General features: G+C 72.8%; 22 protein-coding genes. 12 read left to right on the top strand and 10 right to left on the bottom strand.

What is annotated here, in order from left to right:
- Window positions 1-63 precede the first annotated feature (63 nt).
- Window positions 64-2385 carry a penicillin acylase family protein gene (locus ACFV9D_RS26125; protein ID WP_385150908.1) on the top strand — a complete coding sequence of 774 codons (2322 nt, stop codon included), beginning with the start codon at window positions 64-66 and terminating at the stop codon, window positions 2383-2385.
- Window positions 2372-2947, top strand: a complete 576-nt coding sequence (locus ACFV9D_RS26120) for a GNAT family N-acetyltransferase (RefSeq protein ID WP_385150905.1) — start codon at window positions 2372-2374, stop codon at window positions 2945-2947. Before ACFV9D_RS26125 ends, ACFV9D_RS26120 begins: the two co-directional genes overlap by 14 nt.
- A gap of 39 nt (window positions 2948-2986) precedes the next feature.
- On the opposite strand, the gene ACFV9D_RS26115 is transcribed toward ACFV9D_RS26120, so the two are convergent.
- Both ACFV9D_RS26115 and ACFV9D_RS26110 read right to left on the bottom strand, forming a co-directional pair.
- Window positions 2987-4072, bottom strand: a complete 1086-nt coding sequence (locus ACFV9D_RS26115; protein WP_385150902.1) for an amidohydrolase family protein — start codon at window positions 4070-4072, stop codon at window positions 2987-2989.
- A gap of 41 nt (window positions 4073-4113) precedes the next feature.
- The gene (locus tag ACFV9D_RS26110; protein WP_385150899.1) at window positions 4114-5637 is read right to left on the bottom strand and encodes an esterase; all 1524 of its coding nucleotides are present in this window, start codon (window positions 5635-5637) and stop codon (window positions 4114-4116) included.
- A 287-nt stretch (window positions 5638-5924) separates the two neighbouring features.
- Here ACFV9D_RS26110 and ACFV9D_RS26105 point away from each other — a divergent pair, with 287 nt between their 5' ends.
- Window positions 5925-7025, top strand: a complete 1101-nt coding sequence (locus tag ACFV9D_RS26105; RefSeq protein WP_385151071.1) for a pyridoxal-phosphate-dependent aminotransferase family protein — start codon at window positions 5925-5927, stop codon at window positions 7023-7025.
- A 49-nt stretch (window positions 7026-7074) separates the two neighbouring features.
- Here ACFV9D_RS26105 and ACFV9D_RS26100 read toward each other — a convergent pair whose 3' ends face one another.
- The gene (locus tag ACFV9D_RS26100) at window positions 7075-9360 is read right to left on the bottom strand and encodes a DUF4157 domain-containing protein (protein WP_385150897.1); all 2286 of its coding nucleotides are present in this window, start codon (window positions 9358-9360) and stop codon (window positions 7075-7077) included.
- Window positions 9361-9808: 448 nt separating this feature from the next.
- Between ACFV9D_RS26100 and ectA the strand changes: the two genes are divergently transcribed.
- Genes ectA through thpD form a run of 4 tightly spaced genes read left to right on the top strand, consistent with a single transcriptional unit; the run spans window position 9809 to window position 12907 of the window.
- Window positions 9809-10342, top strand: coding sequence for a diaminobutyrate acetyltransferase (ectA, locus tag ACFV9D_RS26095; protein WP_385150893.1), 534 nt, complete (start codon window positions 9809-9811; stop codon window positions 10340-10342).
- Window positions 10339-11607, top strand: coding sequence for a diaminobutyrate--2-oxoglutarate transaminase (gene ectB, locus ACFV9D_RS26090; RefSeq protein WP_385150890.1), 1269 nt, complete (start codon window positions 10339-10341; stop codon window positions 11605-11607). The genes ectA and ectB overlap by 4 nt, the downstream gene beginning before the upstream one ends.
- A 32-nt stretch (window positions 11608-11639) precedes the next feature.
- A complete protein-coding gene (locus tag ACFV9D_RS26085; protein ID WP_329122052.1) occupies window positions 11640-12038 on the top strand; it encodes an ectoine synthase in 399 nt (132 codons plus the stop codon).
- 2 nt (window positions 12039-12040) lie between these two features.
- Entirely contained in the window at window positions 12041-12907 is an 867-nt protein-coding gene (gene thpD, locus ACFV9D_RS26080; protein WP_385150887.1) for an ectoine hydroxylase, read from the top strand.
- Between the two features lie 39 nt (window positions 12908-12946).
- On the opposite strand, the gene ACFV9D_RS26075 is transcribed toward thpD, so the two are convergent.
- Window positions 12947-14014, bottom strand: a complete 1068-nt coding sequence (locus ACFV9D_RS26075) for an alkene reductase (protein WP_385150884.1) — start codon at window positions 14012-14014, stop codon at window positions 12947-12949.
- A 136-nt stretch (window positions 14015-14150) separates the two neighbouring features.
- Here ACFV9D_RS26075 and ACFV9D_RS26070 point away from each other — a divergent pair, with 136 nt between their 5' ends.
- Window positions 14151-14678, top strand: coding sequence for a MarR family winged helix-turn-helix transcriptional regulator (locus tag ACFV9D_RS26070; protein WP_385150881.1), 528 nt, complete (start codon window positions 14151-14153; stop codon window positions 14676-14678).
- A 208-nt stretch (window positions 14679-14886) separates the two neighbouring features.
- On the opposite strand, the gene ACFV9D_RS26065 is transcribed toward ACFV9D_RS26070, so the two are convergent.
- From ACFV9D_RS26065 to ACFV9D_RS26050, 4 genes are all read right to left on the bottom strand, one after another.
- Window positions 14887-15942 carry an aminotransferase class V-fold PLP-dependent enzyme gene (locus ACFV9D_RS26065; RefSeq protein ID WP_385150878.1) on the bottom strand — a complete coding sequence of 352 codons (1056 nt, stop codon included), beginning with the start codon at window positions 15940-15942 and terminating at the stop codon, window positions 14887-14889.
- A gap of 123 nt (window positions 15943-16065) precedes the next feature.
- On the bottom strand, window positions 16066-16764 hold the full coding sequence (locus tag ACFV9D_RS26060; RefSeq protein ID WP_385150875.1) for a DsbA family oxidoreductase: 699 nt from the start codon (window positions 16762-16764) through the stop codon (window positions 16066-16068).
- A 62-nt stretch (window positions 16765-16826) separates the two neighbouring features.
- A complete protein-coding gene (locus ACFV9D_RS26055) occupies window positions 16827-17312 on the bottom strand; it encodes a GNAT family N-acetyltransferase (RefSeq protein ID WP_385150873.1) in 486 nt (161 codons plus the stop codon).
- Window positions 17309-18313, bottom strand: coding sequence for an AraC family transcriptional regulator (locus ACFV9D_RS26050; protein ID WP_385150870.1), 1005 nt, complete (start codon window positions 18311-18313; stop codon window positions 17309-17311). Before ACFV9D_RS26050 ends, ACFV9D_RS26055 begins: the two co-directional genes overlap by 4 nt.
- An 87-nt stretch (window positions 18314-18400) precedes the next feature.
- Here ACFV9D_RS26050 and ACFV9D_RS26045 point away from each other — a divergent pair, with 87 nt between their 5' ends.
- Window positions 18401-19399: a zinc-dependent alcohol dehydrogenase family protein gene (locus ACFV9D_RS26045; RefSeq protein WP_385150868.1), complete on the top strand. Its 999-nt coding sequence runs from the start codon at window positions 18401-18403 to the stop codon at window positions 19397-19399.
- Window positions 19400-19414: 15 nt separating this feature from the next.
- On the opposite strand, the gene ACFV9D_RS26040 is transcribed toward ACFV9D_RS26045, so the two are convergent.
- Window positions 19415-20908, bottom strand: a complete 1494-nt coding sequence (locus ACFV9D_RS26040) for an aldehyde dehydrogenase (NADP(+)) (protein ID WP_385150865.1) — start codon at window positions 20906-20908, stop codon at window positions 19415-19417.
- A gap of 119 nt (window positions 20909-21027) precedes the next feature.
- On the opposite strand from ACFV9D_RS26040, the gene ACFV9D_RS26035 reads away from it, so the two are divergent.
- Window positions 21028-21798 (top strand): IclR family transcriptional regulator, encoded by a 771-nt coding sequence (locus ACFV9D_RS26035; RefSeq protein ID WP_385150862.1) that lies wholly within the window; start codon window positions 21028-21030, stop codon window positions 21796-21798.
- Between the two features lies 1 nt (window position 21799).
- On the opposite strand, the gene ACFV9D_RS26030 is transcribed toward ACFV9D_RS26035, so the two are convergent.
- Window positions 21800-22294 carry a cupin domain-containing protein gene (locus ACFV9D_RS26030; RefSeq protein ID WP_385150859.1) on the bottom strand — a complete coding sequence of 165 codons (495 nt, stop codon included), beginning with the start codon at window positions 22292-22294 and terminating at the stop codon, window positions 21800-21802.
- A 162-nt stretch (window positions 22295-22456) separates the two neighbouring features.
- On the opposite strand from ACFV9D_RS26030, the gene ACFV9D_RS26025 reads away from it, so the two are divergent.
- On the top strand, window positions 22457-23455 hold the full coding sequence (locus ACFV9D_RS26025) for a hypothetical protein (RefSeq protein ID WP_385150856.1): 999 nt from the start codon (window positions 22457-22459) through the stop codon (window positions 23453-23455).
- Window positions 23452-24681: a sensor histidine kinase gene (locus ACFV9D_RS26020; protein ID WP_385150853.1), complete on the top strand. Its 1230-nt coding sequence runs from the start codon at window positions 23452-23454 to the stop codon at window positions 24679-24681. Before ACFV9D_RS26025 ends, ACFV9D_RS26020 begins: the two co-directional genes overlap by 4 nt.
- The last annotated feature ends 23 nt before the right edge of the window (window positions 24682-24704 follow it).

Raw genomic sequence — 24704 nt, 5'->3', positions numbered from 1 at the left:
GTGAAGCTGTAGATTAATTTAGGTCAGCCTAACCTAAGAAGCACGGATGGGATCGGGATCGGATTGAGCATCGAGGTCTACCGGGACGATCGGGGCGTACCGCACCTGCGGGCCGCCGATCCTGAGGAACTCGCCTTCGCCCAGGGCCGGGTGACCGCGGTGGACCGGGCCTGGCAGCTGGAGGTGGAACGGCACCGGGCGCAGGGCACCACGGCGTCGTTCCTCGGGGCGGGCGAGGCCGGCTGGGACGCCTTCGTACGGCGGGCCCGGCTGGCCGACACCGCGCGCCGCTGCTTCGACCGGCTCGACGCCGGGACGGCGCGGTGGGTGCGGGCGTACGTGGACGGGGTCAACGCGGGGCTGCCGGAGGGCGCCGGCCGGGCACCCGAGTTCGCGACGACGGGGCTCGCACCGGGGCGCTGGGAACCGTGGACGCCGCTGGCGGTCTGGCTCTCCACCCACATCCTCTTCGCGGGCTTCCCCACCAAGCTGTGGCGGGAGGAGGTCGCGCGCCGGCTCGGCGAGGAGTGGACGGAGCTGTTCGCCACCGACGGACCGGGGACGGCCGGCTCCAACGGCTGGGTGGTGTCCGGTGACCGCACGGCGAGCGGCGCGGCGATCGTGGCGGGCGATCCGCACCGCTTCATCGAGGCGCCCGGGGTGTACCAGCAGATCCGGCTCGCGTGCCCGGAGTACGACGTGCTGGGCATCGCCGTACCGGGCGTCCCGGGCCTCGCCCACTTCGGGCACACGGGTCGGGTGGCCTGGGCGATCACCAACGCGATGGCCGACTACCAGGACCTGTACCGGGAACGGCTGCGGCAGACCGCGGACGGGGGCGTGGAGGCCCTCGGCCCGGAGGGCTGGCGCCCGGCGGCGGTGCACGTGGAGACGGTGGAGGTCGCGGGCGCGGAGCCGGTCGTGATCGAGGTGATCGAGACGGAGCGGGGGCCGGTGATCATCGGCGCGGCCGCGGGTGCGGGCGCCGGTGCCGGCGGCGATGGCGCCGATGGCCCCGCCTCCTGGGAGGCGATCAGCCTGCGGTACCCGCCGAGGGTCACCGGCGAGCTGGGCTTCGGCGTCCTGCCCGCGCTGCTCACCGCCCGCACCGTCGCGGACGTGGACCGCGCGGTCGACGGCTGGGTCGAGCCGGTCAACGTCCTCATGGCGGCGGACGTGGACGGCGGCCTGCTGCACCGGGTGGCGGGGTACGTCCCCGTGCGCGACCGCGCCAACTCCCTCCGAGTGGTCCCGGCCTGGGAGGCCGCCCACAGCTGGCAGGACGGGCGGGCCGCGACGCCCCGCGCAGAGGTCGAGGGCCACGCCGTCATGGCCAACGCGCGGGGGCTGGCGGCTCCCCTGGGCGTCGAGTTCTCCCCCGGGCACCGCGCGGCGCGGATCGACGCGCTGCTCGCCGCCTCGAAGACCTGGACGCCGGAGGCGATGACCGCCGTCCACACGGACACCGACAACCCCTCGGCGGCGCGCCTGCTGGCAGCGATCCGAGCGGCGGGCGCGGCGGACGGGCCCGGGCAGGACTCCGAAGCCGCGGCCCCGGTGGGCGGCACTCCGCTCGCCCCTGACGCCGCCGGCAGCGGGCAACGCCCGGAGACCGACACGGCGGACGGGCTCGCCCCGGTGGGCGGCACTCCGCTCGCCCCGCAGGCCGCCGACGCGGCGGAGGGGCTCGGGCAGGCGCCCGGGGCCGCTCTCGCGGCCGCGCCGCTCTCCCCCGCCGCGGCCGCCGTTCGGGCGCGGCTTCTCGCCTGGGATCGGCGGATGGACGCGGAGAGCGTCGACGCCGGGCTGTACGCCGCCGTGCGCGGGGCCGTCGTGCGGGGGGTCGCCGGGCATGCGGCGTTCGCGGCGCTGCGGGAGCCCGCCCCGCATCCCGCGCTGTTCCAGCCGTGGCTGGCGCTCGGGCCGCGCGTGGCCTTCGCGCTGGAGACGCTGCTCGTCGCCGGGCCCGTACCGGCCGAGGACATCGCGGAGATCGTCCGGGCGGCCCTGGAAGAGGTCGCCGCCGGGGAGGAGCCGCCCGCATGGGGCGTGACGCACCGGCTCGCGCCCTGGCAGGCGCTGCCCGACGCGGACGACGCCGCCGACGCGCGGTGGCCGGGCCTGGCCGGGGACCACGACTGCGTGCTGTCCACGTCCAGCGTGCCCGGGTTCACCGACCGCGCCGCCCGGGCCTCGGCCGCCCGCTACGTCTGGGACCTCGCCGACCGCGACAACAGCCTCTGGGTCGTGCCGTTCGGCGCCTCCGGCGTCGCCGGCGATCCCCACCACCGCGACCAACTCCCCCTGTGGCTGCGCGGCGATCTCGCCGCCGTCACCACCGACTGGCACCACCTCAGCAAGGAGCTTCCGCATGACGACCACTGAGCCGGGCAGACCCGTTCACCTCCAGGACGTCGAGGGCTTCGGCACCGTCCGGATCGACCCCGTCGACCCGGACCGCGACGCCGCCCTCATCCACGGCTGGGTCAACGAGGACCGCGCCCGCTTCTGGGGCATGGGCGGAACGACCGTCGACCAGGTGCGGGACATCTACGCGCACCTCGACTCGCTCACCACGCACCACGGTTTCCTGGTCCGCCGCGACGGCGAGCCGGTGGCGCTCTTCCAGACGTACGAGCCCGAGGCCGACCGGGTCAGCGAGTGCTACGAGGTGCGGCCCGGCGACATCGGGGTGCACATCCTGATCGCACCGGCCACCACCCCCGAACGCGGCTTCTCCGGCGGGCTGCTCACCGCGCTGATCGACTTCACACTGACCGGACGCACCCGGATCGTCGCCGAGCCGGATGCCGCGAACGAGAAGGCGATCGCCCTGCTGGTGCGCGCCGGGTTCGAGCTGGGCCCGGAGGTCGTGCTGCCGGAGGTGGACCTGCCGGAGGTCTTCATCCCGGAGAAGAAGGCGCGGCTGGCGTTCCTGACCCGCTGACGCACGGCCCCGTGGGGCGCCCCACGGGGCGCCCCCGGGTCAGCCGATCACGCGTCCGTTGACGATCACCCGACGGGGCGCCGCCAGGGCGCGGACGTCCGCCCGCGGGTCCTCCCCGTAGACGACGAGGTCCGCCGGGGCGCCCTCCTCCAGGGAGGGGCGGCCGAGCCACTCCCGCGCGCCCCAGGCCGTCGCCGAGAGGGCGTCGAGCGGGGGGATGCCGGCCTTGACCAGTTCCTCCACCTCGGCGGCGACCAGGCCGTGGGCCAGGGAGCCGCCCGCGTCCGTGCCGACGAAGACCGGGACGCCCGCGTCGTACGCCGAGCGGACCGTGTCGTACCGGCGCTCGTACAGCCGCCGCATATGCGCCGACCAGCGCGGGAACTTCTTCTCGCCGCCCTCCGCGAGCTGCGGGAAGGTGGCGATGTTGACGAGCGTCGGGACGATCGCGACACCCCGCTCGGCGAAGAGCGGGATCGTCTCCTCGGTGAGTCCGGTGGCGTGCTCGATGCAGTCGATGCCCGCTTCCACCAGGTCCCGCAGCGAGTCCTCCGCGAAGCAGTGCGCGGTGACCCGTGCTCCGAGCCGGTGGGCCTCGGCGATCGCCGCCTCGACCTCGGCGCGGGGCCAGCAGGCGCCCAGGTCGCCCGACTCCCTGTCGAGCCAGTCTCCGACGAGCTTGACCCAGCCGTCGCCGCGTCGGGCCTCCTGTCCGACGTACGCGACCAGGTCCGAGGGCTCGATCTCATGGGCGTAGTTACGGATGTAGCGGCGGGTCCTGGCGATGTGGCGGCCCGCGCGGATGATCTTCGGCAGGTCCTCGCGCTCGTCGATCCAGCGGGTGTCGGACGGCGAGCCCGCGTCCCGGATCAGGAGCGTGCCCGCGTCCCGGTCGGTCAGCGCCTGCTTCTCGCTCGTGCCGGCGTCGACCGGGCCGTGCTGGTCGAGGCCGACGTGGCAGTGGGCGTCGACGAGGCCCGGCAGGGCCCAGCCCTCCACGGTCAGCGCGTCGCCGGACGGCCGGGTGTACGTGATCCGCCCGTCGACGGCCCACAGCTCGTCCCGTACGTCCTCCGGGCCGACGAGCACCCGCCCCTTCACATGCAGCACCACGCGATCGCTCATGTCTGCACTCTACGAGGGGCGGGCGCCCCGCTACAGACGGGTCATTCGTCGATCGCCGCGCCGAAGCGGGCGTCCACGGCCGGCCCCCCGAGCGAGCCGGCCGAGTACGTCCACGAACCCGCCGCCGTCGGCCCTCCCGTACCCGCCGAGAACACCCACACGTGACCGTCGTCGGTGTTCTCGCCGGGCGCCGCGGCCAGCATGCCGAAGCGGCCGTCGCGGTCGGGGTCGACCAGCCGGACCTGGCCGCCGAACCGGTCGGCCCGCTCGACCACGCCCGGCACGGACGCCGAGTCCTGCGTCCACCACAGGGCGCCGGTGCCGGTGAGTCCGGCGCGGGCGCCGCGCAGGACCGTCACCATGCCCGCGTCGGCGACCGTACCGATGTCCTCCCCGGGCGCGCCGATCGCCACGTCCGCGTGGCCGTCGCCGTTCGTGTCCGCGACGGAGAGGTCGGAGCCCCAGCCGTCACCGCGCTCCGAGGCGCCGGGCACGCCCGGGGAGTCCTGGGTCCACCAGCGCGGCGGGGTGCCCGGGCCCTCCACACCGGCGGGTCCGGCCGGGCTGCCGAGGTAGACGCCGACCATGCCTCCGGTCGTCGTCTCGCCGCCGTCGTCCGGGCTGTGCGGCTCACCCGTGACGAGGTCGTCGTAGCCGTCCGCGTCGATGTCACCGGAGGCGGTGACCGGTCCGCCGCGCAGTTCGCGTTCGAGGTACAGCGCGTCGGCGTGGCCGGAGAAGTACCAGGACCATCCGTACCCGGGTTCGCCGCCGGTGCTGACTCCGCTGATCACCAGGTCGGCGAAGCCGTTGTTGTCGTAGTCGCCGGTCGTGACGGACTTCGCGACGATGTCGCGCGGCGGGTCGTCGGCGGCCGCCGGGGAAGGCCGGGCGGCGCTCGGTGTCAGCCGGACGGCCCGGCCCTGGCGGGCGGCCGCGCCCGGCCGCGGGGCCGAGGCGTACTGGTGCCACTCCGCGTACCGGCTGTCGAGCACGATCAGCTGGTCGCCCGGATACTCGGCGGTGAAGCGGGCCGCGGCGAAGGCCGAGCCGAAGCGGGCCCCGGCCGTGGGGCCGAGGAGGCTGTCCAGGCCCTGGCTGCGGGTGCCGACGAGTCCCTGCGGAGAGCCCCAGAGGATCACGGCACCGCCGGCGTCGACCGTGGTGCCGATGTCCTCGCCGGGGACGCCGACGATCGCGTCGTCGTAGCCGTCGCCGTCCAGGTCTCCGGTGGCGACGGCCTGGCCGAAGGCGTCCGCGGTCTCCGCGGTGCCGGGGACGCCGGCGGTGTTCTGGCTGAGGACCGCGGCGCGGGTGGTGCCGATGCCGCGGGACGAGCCGTACTGGACGGTGACGAGGCCGGCGCCCCGCTTCCCGCCGACGGTCGCGCCCGGCGCGCCGACGAGTACGTCGTCGTGGCCGTCTCCGTCGAAGTCGCAGTTGCGGTCGGCGGCGCGGGTGCTGCCGGGGACCCCGGCATGGGCGGTGGGCGCGGTGAGGATCCCCGCGCCCGCGACGAGAAGGAAGGTGGCTGCGGTGACAGCGATGTTGCGGTGCTTGCGCATGGAGCGGCTCCTGGATGCAACAGAGGATCCGGGCGGCTGCGGGGGTGTCCGGAAAGGGCCCGTCCCTTGTCCGTCGCGTGGTTCGACAGCTGATGCACCTTCAGGGTTGTACGCGCGTGATGCCCTGTTTCGGAGCGGAGTCGCACGAAGGTCCGGAGCACCGCTCGGTACCCTGAACCGACGCTCGACCCTCCGCACCACCGATAGCTCGACCCTCCGCGCCACCCATAGCTCCACCCGTAGCTCCACCAGCACCGAACTGATCCGAAGAAGGCACCGCCGTGACCGTGACACACCCGCTTCTGGACCTGGCCCCGCTGACCGCCGCGCACTTCGCGTCCATCGAGCGGCGCGTCGCCGCCCTGCTCTCGACCGAGCAGGACGTGGTGATCACCCAGGGCGAGGCGCTGCTGCCCCTGGAGGGGTGCATCCGCAGCGGGGCCCGGCCCGGCTCGACGGCGCTGAACATCGTGACGGGGCCGTACGGTCAGACCTTCGGCAACTGGCTGCGGGACTGCGGCGCCACGGTCGTGGACCTGGAGGTGCCCTTCCACACCGCGGTGACGGCCGCGCAGGTGGAGCGGGCGCTTGCCGAGCGCCCGGAGATCGACTTCGTGTCCCTGGTGCACGCGGAGGCTGCCACCGGCAACACCAATCCGGTCGCCGAGATCGGCGCGGTCGTGCGGGCGCACGGCGCGCTGTTCTACCTGGACGCGGTGGCGTCGATCGGCGCCGAGCCGGTGCTGCCGGACGCGTGGGGCGTCGACATGTGCATCATCGGCGCGCAGAAGGCGATGGGCGGTCCGGCAGGCGTCTCCGCGGTCTCGGTCAGCGAGCGCGCGTGGGAGCGCTTCGCCGCCAACCCGCAGGCGCCGCGCCGTTCGTACCTCTCCCTCCTGGACTGGAAGGAGCGCTGGATCGACGGCGGCCGCAAGGCGCTGCTGCACGCTCCGGCGCAGCTGGAGATGCTGGCCCTCGAGGCGTGCGTGGAGCGGATCGAGGCCGAGGGCCTGGCCGCGCTGATGGCCCGTCACGCCGCCGCGGCCGCGGCCACCCGGGCGGGGGCGCTGGCCCTGGGCGGCGGCCTGGAGCCGTACGTCCTCGAGGCGAGGGACGCGGCTCCGGTCGCGACGACACTGCGTTCCCCGGCGGGCGTGGACGCCTCGGAGCTGGTCGCGAAGGCGCTGGCGGCCGACCCGTCCCTGCCGCTGATCGCGGGCGGCGGGGCGCTGTCGAAGGAGATGATCCGGGTCAATCACTACGGCGTGGACGCGACTCCGGGCGCGGTCCAGTCCTCGCTGGCGGCACTGGGCGCCGCGCTCGGCGAGACGGGCCGCACGGTGGACCTGGAGGGCGCCCGGCGCGCGGTGACGGAGGCGTGGGGATAGGACCTGTCCGGCGGATCAGGGTCGGACAGGCCCTGGGGAGCCGCCCGGGTCAGCGCCCCTTCTCGTAGCGCAGCGTCTGCTCGGCGTTGAGCTGTTCGACGAGCGTGAAGACGGCGACAGCCAGCCGCTTCAGCTGCGTCGTGGGTACGTTGTCCTTCATGCGCCGCAGCTCGGCGACGATCGCTTCCTGGTCGCCCTGGGGGCCGACGAGGTTCTGCTGCTTGCCGAGGGCGCCGAGGGACTTGTGGACGGCTTCCGCGCTCTCCTGGTCGACCATGCCCTGCTCGGACTCGGCCAAGTGCTCCCAGTTCTTGAGCAGATCGATGCCGTCCGGCAGCGCGCTCAGCCATTCCGTGCGGGTCAGATCGATGGTGGTCCGGGTGCGGTCGTTGGCGAGACCCCGCTCGACGTCGTTGCCGAAGACCCGGGCGCCACCGTTGCCGTCCATGCCCGCGGCCCGCAGGACCAGCGCGACGAAGCCGGCCGAGTTCGCCTTGAAGTGGCCCGTGAGGTTCGGCGGCAGCAGGCTGAAGGCGTGGGCGAAGTCCGTACGGGCCATCAAGGCCCCTGCGATCGACTTGGCGTTGGATCCCGCCTGGAGGTTCTTCCCCTGCATCAGGTACGCGGCCAGGTGCATGACGAGCCCGGTGAGCGCTTTCGTGTCGGACCTCGACATCTCGAAGCCGAGCTGCGGCACCAGCGCGTCGATCGCGGTGTCGGCACCGGCCCGTGCCGCGGCGAGGTCGCCGAGACCGCCCGCCGACAGGTCGGTGGACGCCTGCTTGCGACCCTTGACCCGCCCCTTCCCGAACACGGGGAGCCGCTCCACCAGGCTCATGGGCTTGCGGTTGTCGAGATAGTCGATCAGCTTGGGCAGCCGCTCCAGGCGCGCCCCGAGCGTTGCCTGCGGAGCGAAGCTCAGGAGGTTGCCGTCCGGGTAGATCCGCAGGTCGGGCACGGGGGTCCCGCCGCCCGCGGTGATGTCCTCGGAGGGGATGAACCCATGGCTCCGGCGGCTGTCGAGGTAGGAGGCCATGGCGGTCACGTCGTCCATGACCGTCCCGACGTCGGCGAGCGAGGTGAGCGGGTCGGTGATCCACTCCAGGTTCGAGCCGCCGGTGGGGCTCGCGTCCGCGGTCAGGTCGAACTTGGTGCCCTTCACGACGAGTCCGTTGACCCGCCCCTTGCCGAGGTTCTCGCCCGCCAGGGGCTCCTCGGACACATCCCCTCTGATCAGCAGGGTCGATATCAGGCCCGTGCGCTCGGCCTCCTTGACGTCGAGGTCCTTCAGACGCTGCTCGCCGGCCGCGTTCAACAGTCCGTCGTCGCCGAACCACCGCGACCGGAGCCCGTCCACGCGGCCCGCTCTCACCTCGTTGCGCTCGTCCTCGCCGAGGCGCGGATGGTACGCCGACCAAGGGGAGAGGAAGGCCTCCAGGATCTTGGCGTCGATCAGCCGCAGACGCTCCTGGGCCCGCAGGTCGCGGACCGCCTCGGAGTCCTCCTCCATCCTGCGTACGTTCCACTGGGCCTCGAACTCGAACCCGACGGCGCGCTGCACCGCTGGTGCCGTCCCGGTCGTCCCGGTCGTCCCGGTCGTCCCGGTCGTCCCGGCTGTCCCGGCTGTCCCTGCCGTGCGGGCCGAGCCCGAGCCCGCTCCCGTGTGCCCGTCGGCCCCTTCCTGGTGCGCGGAGGGCAGCGGCGCCGCCATCACCCGCGTCGCGTTCGCCTCTGCGGCCCGCTCGAAGCGGTCGGACGGGTCGCTCACGCGCAGTCCGTCGCCGCTTTCGGTGCCGGAGACGGGGCCTTGCCGTTGCTGGATGACGTGCGTCAGCTCATGGGCGAGGGTGTGCTTGTCGGCGCCCCCCGAGCCGATCACGACGTGGTCGCCCGAGGTGTACGCGCGGGCGCCCAGCTCCGCGGCCGAGCGCTGGGCGGCGGCGCCCGTGTGCAGACGTACGCCGGAGAAGTCCGCACCGAGGCGCGCCTCCATCTCGGTGCGCAGCGGCGCCTCCAGCGCGCGGCCCGACGAGCGGAGCACGGTGTGCGCGGCGGCGCGCTGCACCGACGCCCCGTGCGCATGATCGGCGGCGTGAGCGTGACCGTCGCCGTGGCCGTGCTCGTGGCCGTGCTCGTGGCCGTCGGCATGGCCGTCCTCGTGGCCGCGCCGTTCGGCGAGCATCGCGGTCACGGCCCGGTTCCCGACCGTGCGCTGCAGGGCGAGGAGGTGCTGGGGCGAGAACGTCCCCGGGACGTGCGCGGGGGTGGCGGGCGCCGAGTGCCGCGTCGACCGCTCCGGTTCACGGCGATCCCGGCCGGGCTCCTGAACGCGCATGGCATCTCCGTTGATTCCGACAGCGTCACGAAGGTCGGTGACCCAGGATCACGGCCCGCGGGGCGTCGCGGAAGCACCCTGCGGGCAACGGCCGGGCACACATCCTGCCCTCGCCGTGCGATTCCGCCCCCGTCGCCCGCTCGGGTGCAGCATTCAACCCAGAGCATTCTGCTTTTCCACTGAATTCCGGCGCGCATTCTCCAAGCGAATTCCCCGTGCACCTTCCGCGCTTCTTCTGCCCGGTTTCCCTGGCCCTAAACGCAAAGGTTTCATCAGCGTTTCCGACGCAATCCGAGCTTGTGACCGACTCCACATCCCGCCCGATTAGGGAGGATATATACGGGCAAACATGCGGAGATTCGTGCCCGCGCGAATAACACACACAGCAGCGCCCGCCCAGCCCTTCGCCACATGCAATCCGAGAAATCGATCGGTAAATTCCCTCGCTATGACCGCAGCACAAGCAGCCATGACACTGGAAAGCCCACGCGTGGAGGACGGAGCCGCGATCTGGCGCATCGCCCGCGATTCCGAGGTACTGGACCTGAACTCCCCGTACAGCTATCTGCTGTGGTGCCGCGACTTCGCCGCCACCTCGCTGGTCGCGCGCGCCGCCGACGGCGAACCGGTCGCCTTCGTCACCGGATACCTGCGCCCGGACCGCCCGGGCACCCTCGTCGTCTGGCAGATCGCCGTCGACGCGGCGCACCGCGGGCGGGGCCTGGCGGGCGTACTTCTCGACGCGCTCACCGCGCGGGTCGCCCCCGCCTCCCTGGAGACGACCGTCACCCCCGACAACACGGCTTCCGGCCGGCTCTTCACCTCGTACGCCGCACGACACGGGCTCCCCCTGGAGCGCGAAGTCCTCTTCGACGGGGGCCTGTTCCCCGACGCGTCGGACGACACCTCGGGCGGCGCCGACCATCTGCCCGAAGTACTGCACCGCATCGGCCCCTTCCACTCCCCCGGAGCATCGCTGTGACCATCACCCCTCCCGAACTGAGCGTCTTCGAGACCCTGGAGTCGGAGGTGCGCAGCTACTGCCGCGGCTGGCCCACCGTCTTCGACCGCGCGCAGGGCGCCCGACTCACCGACGAGGACGGGCACGAGTACCTCGACTTCTTCGCCGGAGCCGGCTCGCTCAACTACGGCCACAACAACCCCGTGCTGAAACGGGCCCTGATCGACTATCTGGAACGCGACGGGATCACCCACGGTCTCGACATGGCGACCACCGCCAAGCGGACCTTCCTGGAGACCTTCCAGGAGGTCGTGCTGCGGCCGCGCTCGCTGCCGTACAAGGTGATGTTCCCGGGGCCGACCGGCACCAACGCCGTGGAGTCCGCGCTGAAACTGGCCCGGAAGGTGAAGGGCCGCGAGTCGGTCGTGTCCTTCACGAACGCGTTCCACGGAATGTCGCTGGGCTCGCTCGCCGTCACCGGCAACGCCTTCAAGCGCGCCGGGGCGGGCATCCCGCTGGTCCACGGCACGCCGATGCCGTTCGACCACTATCTCGACGGCCAGGTCCCGGACTTCCTCTGGTTCGAGCGGCTGCTCGACGACCAGGGCTCCGGACTGAACAAGCCGGCCGCCGTGATCGTGGAGACGGTGCAGGGCGAGGGCGGAATCAACGTGGCGCGGCCCGAGTGGCTGCGGGCGCTCTCCGACCTGTGCCGGCGCCAGGACATGCTGCTGATCGTCGACGACATCCAGATGGGCTGCGGCCGCACGGGCGCCTTCTTCTCCTTCGAGGAGGCCGGCATCACCCCGGACATCGTCACGCTGTCGAAGTCGATCAGCGGCTACGGGCTGCCGATGTCGCTCTGCCTGTTCCGGCCGGAGCTGGACGTGTGGGAGCCGGGCGAGCACAACGGCACGTTCCGCGGCAACAACCCGGCGTTCGTCACCGCGGCGGCCGCCCTCGACACGTACTGGGCCGACGGCCAGATGGAGAAGCAGACCCTCGCGCGCGGCGAGCAGGTCGAGCAGGCGCTCCTCGCCCTCTGCGAGGAGAACTCCGCCGACGGCGCGCACTACCGCGGCCGCGGCCTGGTCTGGGGCCTGGAGTTCGCCGACCGCTCGCGGGCGTCGAGGATCTGCGCGCGCGCCTTCGAGCTGGGACTCCTGCTGGAGACCTCGGGCCCGGAGAGCCAGGTCGTCAAGCTCCTCCCGCCGCTGACCATCACGCCGGAGGAGCTGGACGAGGGGCTGCGCACGCTGTCCCGCGCGGTCCGCGAGACCTTCTGAACCACCCGTAGACGAAAGGGAGTTGTACCACCGTGATCGTCCGATCGTTCAAGGACATCGAGAACACCGAACGCCATGTGCGGGCCGCCTCCGGCACCTGGGAGAGCAAGCGGATCGTCCTCGCCAAGGAGCGTGTCGGCTTCTCGCTCCACGAGACCGTGCTGTACGCGGGCACCGAGACGTCCATGTGGTACGCGAACCACATCGAGGCCGTCCTGTGTGTCGAGGGCGAGGCCGAGCTGACGAACGACGAGACCGGCGAGACGCACTGGATCGAGCCGGGCACGATGTACCTGCTCGACGGCCACGAGCGGCACACCCTGCGCCCCAAGACCGACTTCCGGTGCGTCTGCGTCTTCAACCCGCCGGTCACCGGGCGGGAGGACCACGACGAGAACGGGGTCTACCCCCTGCTCACGGAGGAGGGCTGATCATGACCGACGTACTGACGGACCTGTACCCCACCCGCGGCGCCGCCGAGGTGCTCACTCCCCGCCGTGATCCGGTGGTGTGGAGCGACGCCCCGGGCCTGGAGTCGTTCGACCGCGACGGCTTCCTCGCCGAGCCCGGTCTGCTGACCGACGACGAGGTCGCCGTGTACAAGCGGGAGCTCGACCGGCTGATCGCCGATCCGGCGGTACGGGCCGACCCGCGCGCGATCGTCGAGTCGAAGTCGGCGTCCGTACGGTCGGTCTTCGAGGTCCACCGGATCAGCGAGGTCTTCGCCCGGCTCGTGCGCGACGAGCGGGTGGTGGGCCGGGCCCGCGAGATCCTGGGCTCGGACGTGTACGTCCACCAGTCGCGGATCAACGTGAAGCCGGGCTTCGGTGCCTCCGGCTTCTACTGGCACTCCGACTTCGAGACCTGGCACGCGGAGGACGGGCTGCCGCGGATGCGGGCGGTGTCGGTGTCGATCGCGCTGACCGAGAACCACGACACCAACGGCGGCCTGATGATCATGCCGGGCTCGCACCGGACGTTCCTCGGCTGCGCGGGCGCCACTCCGAAGGACAACTACAAGCGCTCGCTGCAGATGCAGGACGCGGGCACCCCGTCGGACGAGGCGCTGACCTCGCTCGCGGACGCGCACGGCATCCGGCTCTTCACGGGCCGCGCGGGTTCGGCGACCTGGTTCGACTGCAACGCCATGCACGGCTCGGGCGACAACATCACGCCCTATCCGCGCAGCAACGTCTTCATCGTCTTCAACAGCGTGGAGAACGCGGCGGTGGAGCCGTTCGCGGCGCCGGTGCGGCGACCGGAGTTCATCGGGGCGCGGGACTTCACACCGGTGCGCTGAGCCCGGGTGCGGGGGCCCCTCGGGGCCCCCGCAGGTCCCTCACAGCGCCGGGTAGTCCGTGTAGCCGCGGTGGTCGCCGCCGAAGAAGGAGGTGCGGTCCGGGGTGTTGTACGGGCCGTCGTTCCTCAGCCGGGCCGGCAGGTCGGGGTTGGCGATGAACAGCGCGCCGTACGCGACCATGTCGGCGGTCCCGTCCTCGATCAGGGCCAGCGACTCGGCGCCGGTCGGGCCGTCGGTCGCCGGGTTGAGGACGAAGGTGCCGGAGAACTGCTTGCGCAGCGCGAGCGTCAGTTCGCGGACGGCCGGGGCGGCCTCCAGGACGTGCAGATACGCGATGCCGATCGGGTCGATCGCCGCGACCAGGGCCGCGTACGTGTCCTCCGACTCGGCCTCCTCGATGTCGTTGTAGGTGTTGGCCGGGGAGATGCGCAGCCCCGTGCGCGCGGGGCCGATCTCAGCGGCGACGGCCTTGACCACCTCGACGGCGAACCTGATCCGGTTCTCGACGGAGCCGCCCCACTCATCGGTGCGGTGGTTGGAGCCGGTGGCGAGGAACTGGTGGACGAGGTAGCCGTTGGCGCCGTGGATCTCGACGCCGTCGAAGCCCGCTTCCACCGCGTTGCGTGCGGCGGCCGCGAACTCGGCGACGGTGGCGCGCACCTCGTCGGCGGTCAGCTCGCGCGGGGTGACGAAGTCCTTCATGCCCTCGTGGGTGTAGACCTGCCCGTTGGCGCGGACGGCGGACGGACCGACCGGGTGGAGTTCGCCGTCGAGGAGGTCGGGGTGGCCGATCCGGCCGGTGTGCATGAGCTGGGCGAAGATCGTGCCGCCGCGGGCGTGGACGGCGTCGGTGACCTCGCGCCAGGCGGCGGTCTGCTCGGCGCTGTGCAGTCCGGGAGTGTCCGGATAGCCCTGGCCGACGGCGGAGGGCTGGGTGCCCTCGGTGATGATCAGGCCGGCGGAGGCGCGCTGGGCGTAGTACTCGACCACCAGCGCGGTCGGGGTGCGGTCCGCGCCGTGGGCCCGGCTGCGGGTCATGGGGGCCATGGCGATGCGGTTGGGGAGTCGTACGCCTGCCAGGTCGATCGGGTCGAATGCGGTGGTCATGTCGGTCTCCCAAGATTTATGTGGTCGGCCAAGTATTTGGCCTGTCGCCACTGTAACGCATTACTTGGCCGACCAAGGTAATCTTGGGGGCATCACCCGCCGAAGCCCGCCGTGAGCGTGCCGCAAGGAGCCAGCGATGCCCGAGTCCCCGTCCGCGCACCCGTCGGACCCCGCTTGTAGCGGCCCGGTTCCGTCCGCCGCGCAGGGCGGTCCGGTGAGCCACGCCCTGGCCCGTGTGGCCCGGCTGCACCGGATCGCCGCGGGCCGGCTGCTCAAGGAGGTCGGGCTCCACCCGGGCCAGGAGTTCCTGATGATGTGCCTGTGGGACTGCGGGCCGGTCCGCCAGTCGGAGCTGATCAAGGCGATGGGCCTCGACCCCTCGACGGTCACCAAGATGCTCCAGCGCCTGGAGCAGAGCGGCCACGTACGGCGCAGCCCGGACCCCGCCGACCGGCGCGCGGTCCTGGTCGAGGCGACGGAGGACGGCGGCGCGCTGCGTTCGGGGGTCGCGGACGCCTGGACGGGCCTGGAGGAGTACACGCTGGCCGGACTCGCCCCGTCCGAGCGCGCCGAGTTCACACGGCTGCTGGCCAAGCTCGAGGGGAACCTGTGCGCGGAGGCGGGCGACTGCCCGGAGCAGGGCACGGCGAGCCCCGGCCGGTGATCTTGCGGGTCATCTCGACCAGAGTGGGGCCGGGCTCGCCCTTGTGGGCCCGGGTGGCCGCTTCGAGGGCGACGACGACGGTGCCGCGGAAGTTGTCGGCCTCGGCCGGGTCCTGCTTCTTGAGCAGGAACGGCCGAACTCCTTGTGAATTCGCCTGCACGGAGATCGACGCGCCCAGGGCCACCGGGGCCGCCGAACCGGCGGGCCGTCAGCCGGCCAGGACCTCCAGGGCACGGTCCACGTCCGCCGCGCTGTTGTAGAGGTGGAAGGACGCCCGCAGATTGCCCGAGCGGGCGGAAACGATGACGCCGGCCTCGAGAAGTGCGGGCCGGCGGTCGCCGAGGCCCGGCACGCCGACGACGCCCGACACGTCCTGCACCGGCGCGTGGCCCAGGTCCACGAGACCTTCCCGGAAGCGTGCGGCGAGCGCCTTGTTGTGGGTCTCGATCCGCTCGATGCCGATCTCCTCGAGCAGCGCGAGCGAACGCGCGGCCCCGTGGTACGAGAGGAAGGCCGGCGGCTCGTCGAACCGCCGGGCGGACCTGGCCAGTTCGCGCACCGGGCCGTAGCTGTTGATCCACAGGTCCTCGCCCGTCACCCACCCCGCGTGGATCGGGACCAGCGAGTCCTGGGCCTCCTCCGTGACCGTGAGGAAGGACGCCCCGCGCGGGCACAGCAGGAACTTGTAGCCGCCGGCCACCGTGAAGTCCCACTCCCCCGCCCGCAGCGGCAGCCAGCCCGCCGACTGGGTGGCGTCGAGGAGCGTACGGGCGCCGTTCGCGGCCGCCGCGGCCCGTACCGCCGCGAAGTCGGCCGTCCGACCGTCCGCGGACTGTACGGAGGAGAAGGCGACCAGGGCGGTCTCGGGACCGATGGACTCCGCGAGCCGCTCCAACGGGACGAAGCGCGTCTTGAGGTCGCCGCGGACCATGAACGGTGTGATGACGGAGCTGAAGTCGCCCTCGGGGAAGAGGATCTCGGACCCCGCGGGCATCGACTGCGCGATCATCCCGACGTGTACGGAGACCGAGCTGCCGACGGCCACCCGGTCCGGGTGGACGGACATGAGCCGGGCGAAGGTCGCGCGGGCCTCGGCGACGATCTCGAAGCTGCCGGCGCCCTCCGGCCGCCCGTCGGCGGTCTCCTCGGCGAGCAGGGTGATCGCCTCGATCGTGCGGCGCGGCAGCAGCGCGCAGGCGGAGGTGTTCAGATAGGTGTGCTTCGGCGCGAACTCGGCGCCGCCGAGGGGATCCATGGCATCCATGGCCCCAGCCTGGGCTCCCCCCGACCTTCCGTCAACGAGGAATGATCAAGGGGAAGGCCCAGGGGAGGCTCATGGACCGAGGTGGGCGAGGCAGCCCCACCGCGGCCGCTGCATGTCCGGGGCTCAGACCTCGCAACTGCCGTCGATGTCGCAGGCGGCCGCGTCGCCGCCGACCGGCTGCAGCGCCCGGCCCTGCCAGGCCTGCTCCAGGGCCTGTGTGAAGACCTCGGCGGGCTGCCCGCCGGAGATGCCGTAGCGGCGGTCGAGCACGAAGAACGGCACCCCGTTCGCACCGAGTTCGGCCGCCTCGCGCTCGTCCGCCCGTACCGCGTCCGCGTACGCGCTCTCGTCGGCGAGCACGGACCGGACCTCGTCCTCGTCCAGACCGGCCTCGACCCCGAGCCGCACCAGGGTCTCGGCGTCGAAGACGGAGCGCTCCTCGGCGAAGTTGGCGCGGTAGGCGAGGTCGAGCAGCTCGTTCTGCCGGCCGCGGTCCTTGGCGAGGTGGAGCAGGCGGTGGATGTCGAAGGTGTTGCCGTGGTCGCGGCCCTCGGTGCGGTATCCGAGTCCCTCGGAGTGCGCGTTGGAGGCGACGTGGGCCTCCATGGCGCGGGCCTCCTCGAGGGTGCGGCCGTACTTCTTCGCCAGCATGTCGATCACCGAGGCGGTGTCGCCCTTGGGCCGGTTCGGGTCGAGCTCGAAGGAGCGGTGCACCACCTCGATCTCGTCGCGGTGGGCGAAGGCCGCGAGCCCCTTTTCGAAGCGGGCCTTGCCGATGTAGCACCAGGGGCAGGCGATGTCGCTCCAGATCTCGACGCGCATGTTCTTACTTCTCTCCGGGGTCGTGGGGTCTTCCGTGGCCGAAACACGCCGGGGCGCCGGATTCATTCCGCGCCGGGCTCCACTGTGAGGCGGAGCACGAGGTGCGTACCGGAGCGCGGGGCGTCGGCGTCCGGGGTCCAGCCGTGGGCGGTGTAGAAGGCCTGGGCCCGCTCGTTCTTCTCGAAGACCAGCAGGCGGGCGGCGGTGAGCCCCTCGGCGCGCCAGACGTCCAGACAGGCGGTGTGCAGTTCGGTGCCGATGCCGCGGCGCCAGTGGTCGGGGTGGACGTGGAGCTGCGTGAGCGTCACCGCCCCGTCGCCCCCGTCGCCCCTGTCGTACGCGGCGACGCCGGCGAGCACGCCGTCCCGCTCGGCACAGATCACGTCACCGCGCTCGACCGCTCTGCTCCACCCGCCCCGGGAGCGGGTGAGCTCCTCGGGTCCGGCGTACTCGGCCTCGGAGAGATGGCCGCGGTAGTACGTGGCACGGGCCTCCAGATGCAGGGCGGCTATGGCGTCGAGGTCGTCGGGCGTCGCGATTCTGATCATGACTGCGGGGACGCGACGGACGGGACGCCGGTTGCGATCCGAACGGAGGAGGAGCGGCGGGCGTCCTCCTCTCCGCCGGACAGGCCCTGGGCCCCCTTGCGGTACCGGCCCGGCGCCATGCCGTACTCGCGCTTGAACGCCTTGGCGAAGGCGAACTCCGAGGCGTAGCCCGCGCGTTGGGCCACCGTGCGCAGGGGTGTGTCGGCCGTGCGGAGCAGTCGTCCCGCCGTCGTCATGCGCCACCACGTCAGGTACGCCAGCGGTGGCCGGCCCACCAGCGCGGTGAAGCGGCGGGCGAAGGCCGCTCGGGAGAGGCCGCCCTGGGCGCCGAGTTCCTCCACCGTCCACGGCCGGGCCGGGTCCGCGTGGATCGCGCGGAGGGCCGCGGTGACGGCCGGGTCGCTCAGGGCCGCGGACCAGCCGCCGGCGCGGTCGGGGCGTTCGCTCAGCCACCAGGTGCGCAGCATCAGCAGGAGCAGGGTGTCGAGCAGGGCGGGCACGAGCGCGTCGGATCCGGGCTGTGGGTCCGCGAGTTCGGCGCCGAGCAGGTCGACCGCGGCGCGCAGCCGGGGGTGGGCGCCGGCCCGGGCGGGGATGTGCACGAAGGGCGGCAGCTCGGTGAAGAGGGGATGGGCCCTGGCCCTGCTCACCTGGTAGGCGCCGCACAGCAGCAGCGTCCGGTCCCCGCCCGCGGGTGCGCGGTCGGGCGGGGTGGGCCAGGAGCCGTCGGGGGCCTGTACGGCGTCGGCGAGCGGGGTGTCGGGCCGGTCGGCGAGACCGTGGCCGGTGCCGTGCGGAAGCAGGACCACGTCACCGGGGCGGAGCTCGACGGGCTCCTCGCCGCCCGGCGGGATCAGCCAGGCCGTGCCCTGGACCACCACGTGGAAGCCCGCACCCTCGCTTGGCGGGAAACGGACGCCCCACGGACCGGAGTTGACGGTACGGGAGGAGTGCGGGCGCCCGGTGCGCATGGCCGCGACGGCATCGCTCAGTACGTCCATGGCCGCACCGTACCGTGAGACGTACGGACATGGTGGGGAGGTCCTGGAACATGGAACGTCTCGTCGTGCCTGCCTACGGTCGATGCCATGACGACTCAGCAGATGACGCGCACGGTGCTGTTCCACGAGATCGGCGGGCCAGAGGTACTGACCGTGGAGGAGGTTCCGCTGCCTGCGCCCGGCCCCGGCGAGGTGCTCTTCCGGGTCGAGGCCATCGGCCTCAACCGCGCCGATGCCCTGTTCCGGGCGGGCACCTACTACTACCCGGCCACGCTCCCCGGCTCCCGGCTCGGCTACGAGGCGGCGGGGGTGGTCGAGGCGGTCGGCGCCGGCGTCACCGCGTACGCCGTCGGCGACCCGGTCATGGCGGCCGCCAACTTCGACTTCGGGGTGCACGGGGTCCACGCGGAGCGGGTGGTGCTGCCCGAGGAGTACGTGGTGCCCCGGCCCGAGGGCGTGGACGCGGTGACGGCGGCCGCTGCGTGGCTGACGTACTCGACCGCGTACGGCGGCATGGTGGAGGCCGGCGGGCTGCGTCCGGGCGACGCCGTGGTGATCACGGGGGCGTCCAGCGGCGTGGGCACGGCCGCGATCCAGGTGGCCCGGCGCATCGGCGCCGTACCGATCGCCACGACGCGGGGCGAGGGGAAGCGGCAGAGGCTGCTCGACCTGGGCGCGGCACGGGTGATCACGACCGAGAGCGAGGACGTGGTGAAGGAGGTGCGCCGGTTCACCGGGGGCCACGGCGCCCGGCTCGTCTTCGACGCGATCGGCGGGCCGGGGTTCGCCGAGCTCGGGAACGCCCTGGAGCCGGACGGCACGGCGGTGCTGTACGGCTGGCTCGACCATCGGCCGGCCACGATGCCGATGAACTGGCCGCTCACCGTGCGGGGTTACGCCAACGGCGCGGTGGTGCGTACGGAGGAGGGCCGGCGCCGGATGGCCGGATTCATCGGATCCGGTCTGCGCGACGGCTCGCTGGCGCCGGTGATCGCCGAGACCTTCGAGGGTCTGGAGCGGATCACCGACGCCCACCGCCTGATGGAGGCCAATACGCATACCGGGAAGATCGTCGTGCGCGTCTGACCGCACCGGGCCGGGTCAGCGGCGCGGCAGCCCCAGCGGGTTGTCGTCCCGCAGCTCCGGCGGCAGCAGGTGCTGCGGGGTCGACTGGTAGGTGACCGGACGCAGCCAGCGTTCGATCGCGGTCGCGCCGACCGAGGTGGAGGTGGAGGTGGTGGCCGGGTACGGACCGCCGTGGTGCTGCGCCCCCGCCACCGCCACGCCCGTCGGCCAGCCGTTGACGAGCACACGCCCGGCCAGCGGGGTGAGTTCGGCGAGCAGGGAAGCGGCCTCGGGGTCCTCCTCGGCCATCTGGAGGGTGGCGGTGAGGTTGCCGGGCAGCAGGGCGAGGACGTCGGTGATCTCCTCCGGGGAGCCGTAGCGGGCGACCACCGTCACCGGGCCGAAGCACTCCTCCAGGAGCGGCCCGTGCCCGCCCCCGAGCAGGGTCTCGGTGTCGACGGTCAGGAAGCCCGCGTTGACCGTGTACGCGCCGCCCGCACCGGGCAGGACGGGCGCGGTGACGCCGGGGAGTCCGGCACGCTCGGCGGTACCGGCGACGAACGCGCCCCGCATCCGCTGGTCGAGCAGCACACCGGGCTCGGTCTGGCTCACCGCGTCCGTCAGAGCGGAGACGAAGCGGTCGCCCGCCTCCCCCGTCGGCGCCAGGACGAAGCCGGGCTTGGTGCAGAACTGGCCCTGGCCCATGGTCATGGAGGCCGCGAGCCCGGCCCCGATCTCGGCGGCCCGCTCCTCGGCGGCGGCGCCGGTGATCACGACGGGGTTGAGGGAGCCGAGTTCGCCGTGGAACGGGATGGGGACGGGCCGGGCGGCAGCGGCGTCGAAGAGCGCCCGCCCGCCCCGGACCGAACCCGTGAAGCCGGCCGCCGCGACCAACGGGTGGCGGACGAGCTCCACGCCGGCGTCGAAGCCGTGGACCAGGACCACCACGTCCTCGGGCAGTCCGGCCTTGGCGGCGGCCCGGCGGAGGAGGGAGGCGCAGAGCTCGGAGGTGGCCGGGTGATCGGGGTGGGCCTTGATCACGACCGGGCAGCCGGCCGCGAGGGCGCTGGCGGTGTCGCCGCCGGGCACGGAGAAGGCGAGCGGGAAGTTGCTGGCCGCGTAGACGGCGACCACGCCGAGCGGGATCTTCCAGCGGCGCAGGTCGGGCCGGGGCGGGGTGGCCGTGGTGTCGGGCAGGTCGATCCGTATGTCGAGGAAGGAGCCCTCGTCCACGACGTCCGCGAAGGATCGCAACTGGGCGGTGGTGCGCGCGAGTTCACCGGTCAGCCGGACCGGGCCGAGCGCCGTCTCGGCGTCGGCGGCCTCGATGACGTGCGGTCCGGCCTCGTCGAGGAGGTCCGCCGCGGTACGCAGCAGGGCGGCCCGCGCCGTACGGTCGGCGAGCGCCTCACGGGTGGCGGCCGCGGCGCGGACGGCCCGGTCGACCTCCTCGACTGTGGCCTCCACCGCAACCTGCTCCCGCGGCTTCCCCGTCCGGGGGTCCACACTCCACACTGGTTCAGCTGCCACCGCCACGCCCCTCTTCACGACCTGTTCGCTATTCTGAACAGAGTTCCTGTAGATGAATCAGGACTCTATTGACGGGCGTGCCGACTGCACAAGGGGCGCCAGGAAGAGGGGCGAGGGCAATGTCGACTGCCGACACGGGTGGGGCCCAGGTCAAGTCCGCGGTGCGCACCGTGGAGCTGCTCGAGTACTTCGCCGGACGCCCCGGAATGCACTCGCTGGCCGCCGTCCAGGAGGCCGTCGGCTACCCCAAGTCCAGCCTGTACATGCTGTTGCGCACCCTGGTCGAGCTCGGCTGGGTGGAGACGGACGCGACGGGCACGCGGTACGGCATCGGGGTGCGAGCCCTGCTGGTCGGCACCTCGTACATCGACGGCGACGAGGTCGTGGCCGCCGCCCGGCCCACCCTGGACCGGCTCTCCGACGACACGACCGAGACCATCCACATGGCGCGGCTCGACGGCACCAACGTGGTCTATCTGGCGACCCGTCAGTCCCAGCACTATCTGCGGCCGTTCACCCGGGTCGGCCGTCGGCTGCCGGCCCACTCGACCTCGCTCGGCAAGGCGCTGCTCGCCACCCACAGCGACGAGCAGGTCCGCAAGCTGCTCCCGGAGACGCTGCCGGCGCTGACCGAGCACACGATCACCGACCGCGAGAAGCTCATCGAGGAGCTGCACCTCGTCCGGGAGCAGGGCTACGCGGTGGACCGCGAGGAGAACACCCTCGGGCTGCGCTGTTTCGGCATCGCGATCCCGTACCGGACCCCGGCGCGGGACGCGATCAGCTGCTCGGTGCCGGTCGCCCGGCTCACTCCCGGCCACGAGCAGATGATCAAGGACGCGCTCTTCGACGCGCGCGACCGGCTGACGCTGGCGACCCGCCGACTCTGAATCAGCGCGCGGCCAGGGCCGCCTGCCACACCGGGCTGTCCACGTAGTGGTTGTCGTACCGCTCGGAGGACTCCTTGATCTCCTCGAAGCTCGCCTCGCCGCGCATCACACGGCCGAGCAGCCGCAGGTAGTCGAAGCGGGCCATGCCCGGCGTGAAGACGAACAGGACGTCGGCCTCGGCGCCGGGCGCCGCGGCGAAGGCGTGCGGGGTGTGCGGCGGCACGAGCAGGAAGTCGCCCTGCTCCAGGACGGTCAACTCCTCGCCGAGCAGCACCTGGAGCGAGCCGCCGAGCACGTAGAACATCTCCGACGCCTTGGTGTGGAAGTGCGCCGGGGCGCCGACGGCACCCTTCGCGAAGGTCGAGCGGTAACTGGTGAGCTGCCCGCCGGTGGTGTCGGAGTCGGCGAGGAGCGTCATCACGCTGCTCGGGTCGGCGGTGGTCTCGGCGGTGGCGGCGCGGGTGAGGAGCGGGGCGAAGGTCTGCGTCGTGTTCATGAAGATCACTTTACGCGTGCCAGTGACCTGACGAGGGGTGCATTTCTGCTCGGAAGACATGGGTCAATTCGGGGAGGCGGAGGTCCGTCTCCCCCGTGCGGCGGAGGCGGTTCGTCGGCGGGCAGGAGGTGAGGGGCGGGGTCCGCGCGGGAGCGTGAAGCCATGACACAGACCGCTCCCCTCCCCACCCCCGCGCCGACCGGCCGACCCGGCCGCCCGAGCACGGCCCGCCGAATCCTGTGCACCGCCGCCGAGTTGGCCTGCCTCCCGTACATCTCGCTCAAGATCGCCTGGGTGGCGGGCAGCGACATCGGCATCCCGGCCGGCAGCGTCCTCCTGGAGAACCGAGGGCTGATGGTCACCGTCAACGCGATCTCGGTGGTGATGGACGCCGCGGTCGTGGCCCTCGCCCTGCTGCTCACCCAGCCGTGGGGCCTGCGGGTGCGGGCCTGGCTGCTCGCCTTCCCGGTGTGGGCCGCGACCGGTCTGCTCTCCCCGATCATGATCGGCTTCCCCGCGCAGATCGCGGTCTCTCTCCTCACCGGCCCGCGGAAACCCGCGTCCAGCAGCGAACCGTTCCTCGACGAGTGGGTCTTCGGAGTCGTCTACTGCGGCTTCATCGTCCAGGGACTCGCCCTCGGCACCCTCTTCTTCCTCTACGCACGGGACCGCTGGGCGCACGTCTGGCGCGGCACCCTGGGCGACCTGCCCGCCCGGCTCCACGGCACCGGTGCACGCGTCACGGCCGTCGTCGCCTCACTGCTCGCCCTGGCACCCATGGCCGTCCATCTGATGTGGGGGCTCGGCTCGACGCGTGGGCTCTCGGCGGCGCAGATCTCCCGGCGCACCGGCGACTTCTACGTCCTGGAGTGGATGCGCGCGCTCTTCGTCGCCGTCGCCGTCGTCACCGTGCTACTGCTGGTCTTCCAGCGGGCCCGGTCGCTGTCGGTCCGTACGACGCTGGGCCTGGCCTGGGTCGGCTCGGGCGGGGTGGGGTGCTGGGGCGCGTACATGACCCTGGTGACGTTCATGCCGGACAGGGATGGGGCCAAGGCGTTCACCGGCCTGGCCCAGCTGACCTACGCTGGTGAAATGATCACGGGGTTCCTGCTGGCCGGTTGCCTGGCCGTCTTCCTTCGGCGCCGGAGCGCGAGCGCGTGAGCGTCCTGTTCGGGCAGCGGGCCCGGCTCCGCTGGATCCATCTGATCCTGGGCGGCGCCCTGTTCATGCCGTACTGGCTGGTCGGCACCGTGGTCATGGGATGGCTCACCGGCGGGGGGTCGATGTTCACGGCGAGCCTGACCGTGCAGTTCGGGGCGTACGCCATCGGCCTGCCGCTCGCCGCGCTCACCTCGCTCTTCCCGCTGACCCGGCCGATGTCGGTGGCGGCGGCGCGGGCGCTGTGCGGGATCCGGGCGGACCGGCTCGCCGACGGTCCGGCCCGGGGCAGGAGCGCCAAGGCGCGGACGGCGGGCTGGTTCACGCTCCACCTGGGCGTCGGCGCGCTGGTCAGCGGAGCGACGCTGGCGCTGCCGCCGTTCGCGGTCACGGTGCTGGCGCTGCCGTTCTCGGCGTCGCTGCAGAAGTCGGAGCTGACCGCGCTCTGGGGTCTGGACCGGCCCTGGCTGCAGTGGGCCGGGGTCCCCGCCGGGCTGCTGATGCTCCTCGCGCTCGCCGCCGCCGCGGCGGCCACCGGGGAGTTCCTCGCCCGGCAGGCGCCGCGGTTGCTCGGTCCGAGCCCTGCGGACCGGCTGGCGGCGGCCGAGCGGCGCGCCGCCGAGCTGGCCGTGCGCAACCGGCTCGCCCGCGAGCTGCACGACTCGGTCGGCCACGCGCTCAGCGCGGTCACGCTCCAGGCGAGCGCGGCGCGGCGGGTCCTGGACACCGATGTGGAGTTCGTACGCGAGGCGCTGGCGGCGATCGAGGCGACCACCCGGCGCACGGTCGGCGAACTGGATTCCGTCCTCGGCCTGCTCCGTCAGGGCGAGGACGACGGGGAGCTGCCGGGGCTCACGCTCGACGCGCTGGACGCGCTCGTGAAGGGCGCGGGGCAACGGGTGGGGCTGTCGGTGACCGGGGAGCTGGACCGGGTTCCGGAGGCGGTGTCGAGGGAGGCGTACCGGATCGTCCAGGAGGGCCTGACGAACGCGGCCCGGTACGCGGACGGCGAGCGCGTGACCGCGCGGCTCGCCCTGCACGACGACGAGTTGGAGATCACGATGGAGAACCCCCTGCCGGCCCGCGCGCCGGTCGCCCGCCCTGACGGCGGCCGCGGCCTGCTCGGCATCGCGGAGCGCGCCCGCCTGCTGGGCGGCACGTCGGAGGCGGGCCCCGCGGACGGCACCTGGCGCCTCGCGGTGCGCCTGCCGCTGGGGGATGCCCGGTGATCAGGGTCGTGCTCGCGGACGAC

The organism is Streptomyces sp. NPDC059875 (assembly GCF_042731085.1).
Lineage (GTDB): Bacteria > Actinomycetota > Actinomycetes > Streptomycetales > Streptomycetaceae > Streptomyces.
The sequence above is the reverse complement of the archived record's forward strand: the minus strand, read 5'-3'. Positions and strand labels throughout refer to the sequence as shown.